The organism is Collinsella sp. AM12-1, assembly GCF_003472325.1.
GTDB lineage: Bacteria > Actinomycetota > Coriobacteriia > Coriobacteriales > Coriobacteriaceae > Collinsella.
In genome coordinates, this window is record NZ_QRLS01000047.1 from 1 (window position 1) to 1,506 (window position 1,506).

1 protein-coding gene is annotated in these 1,506 nt (G+C 69.9%); it reads right to left on the reverse strand.

What is annotated here, in order from left to right:
• Positions 1-60: 60 nt before the first annotated feature.
• Positions 61-1,380 (reverse strand): IS256 family transposase, encoded by a 1,320-nt coding sequence (locus DW136_RS09820; protein ID WP_233502389.1) that lies wholly within the window; start codon positions 1,378-1,380, stop codon positions 61-63.
• Positions 1,381-1,506 lie beyond the last annotated feature (126 nt).

Sequence of the window (1,506 nt, forward strand, 5' to 3'; positions counted from 1 at the left end):
GGTGGCGCGCGCAGACGTGGTGTAAGAGCGTCCCGAGGTCCGTCGCTGCAAGTCCCGATGTTACTCCTTCTTGAGACCGCGCCTCTCGACTATCTCGTCCACTATCTCCCTGGCGCGCCGCCCGAGCGCGCGGCGCCTCCCCTCTGTCGGGGCCGGCCTGTCCGCGGGCTCGGCGAAGCCCTCGGCGGCCGAGGCCTCGGAGAACACGCGCTGCTGGGACCACTGTCCCTCGGTCTCCATGAGGCTCGCGCACGTCAGGCGCAGCATCGACTCCCTCGAGGGGAAGGACTGCACGACCCTGTAGCGGCGCTTGATCTCGCGGTTGGCGCGCTCCTGGACGTTGTTGGTGCGGAGCTTGGCCCAGTGCGCCCTGGGGAAGGCCGTGAACGCCAGCGCGGAGTCCTCGGCCTGCTCGAAGACCTCGCCGGCCCTGGCGGACACCGACGCCACCCAGGGCGCCGCCTCGGCCCACACGCAGCGCGCGAGGTCGGGGTCGTCCTGGTAGACCGCGGCGTGCACGAGGTCCCTGACGGCCGCCTTGGAGTCCTCGGGCCTGCCCGAGCAGGCGCTCTGGAGGTTGCGCTGCAGGTGCGTCACGCAGCGCTGCCAGGCGCAGCCCTGGAACAGGCGCGAGACGGCGGCCACGAGCCCGGCGTGGCTGTCGGAGACCACGAGGCGAACGCCGGCCAGCCCGCGCTCGCGCAGCCCGCCGAGGAATGCCGCCCAGGAGTCCTCGCTCTCGGTGTCGACCACGTCGCAGCCCAGGAAGTGCTTGCGCCCGTCGGCGCCCAGCCCGATCGCGGTCACGACGCCCTGCGAGACGACCGACGAGCCGACCCTGCAGCTCATGTAGGTAGCGTCGAGCCACAGGTAGCAGCACGGCGTGCCCGACAGGTCGCGGCGGCGGAACTCCGCCACCTCGGCGTCGAGGTCGGAGCAGAGGCTCGAGACCTCCGAGCTCGACAGCGAGGATATGCCCAGCTTGGACGCCACGCGCTCGACCTTGCGGGTGGACACGCCGCATACGTACATCTCCTGCACGATGGCGGCCACCGAGGTGTCGACGCGCGACCATCGCGCGAGCATGCCCTCGGGGTAGTAGGTGCCGTGCCTGAGCTTGGGTATCTCGAGCTCCACGTCGCCCACGGCGGTCTTGAGCGACCTGGGGCGGTAGCCGTTGCGGCTGTTCTCCCTGCCGTCGCTGCGCTCGTTGCGGCTCGCGCCGCACATCTGCTGGGCCTCGGAGTCCATCAGCGCGTTCATCACGCTGCCCAGCACCCTGCACGCGAACTCGCGCGCGTCGCCGCACTCCTGCCAAAGCCTCGCCGCCTCGAGGGCCTCGTCGCGGCCGAGGCGCAGTACACTCTCTTCTTGGGGCATCGCCTTTCCTTCCATTCGTCACCTTCATTACTCCAACGACGAATTCTAGGCGGTGTCCCCTCCCTTTCAAGAAAGGGCAGAGGCGGGGCATGCCCCGCCTCTTACACCACATCTCTGTGCGCTACC

What these genes read in the sequence shown, in the direction of transcription:
- DW136_RS09820 (WP_233502389.1), bottom strand. Translation starts at nt 1,380, where the DNA reads ATGCCCCAAGAAGAGAGTGTACTGCGCCTCGGCCGCGACGAGGCCCTC.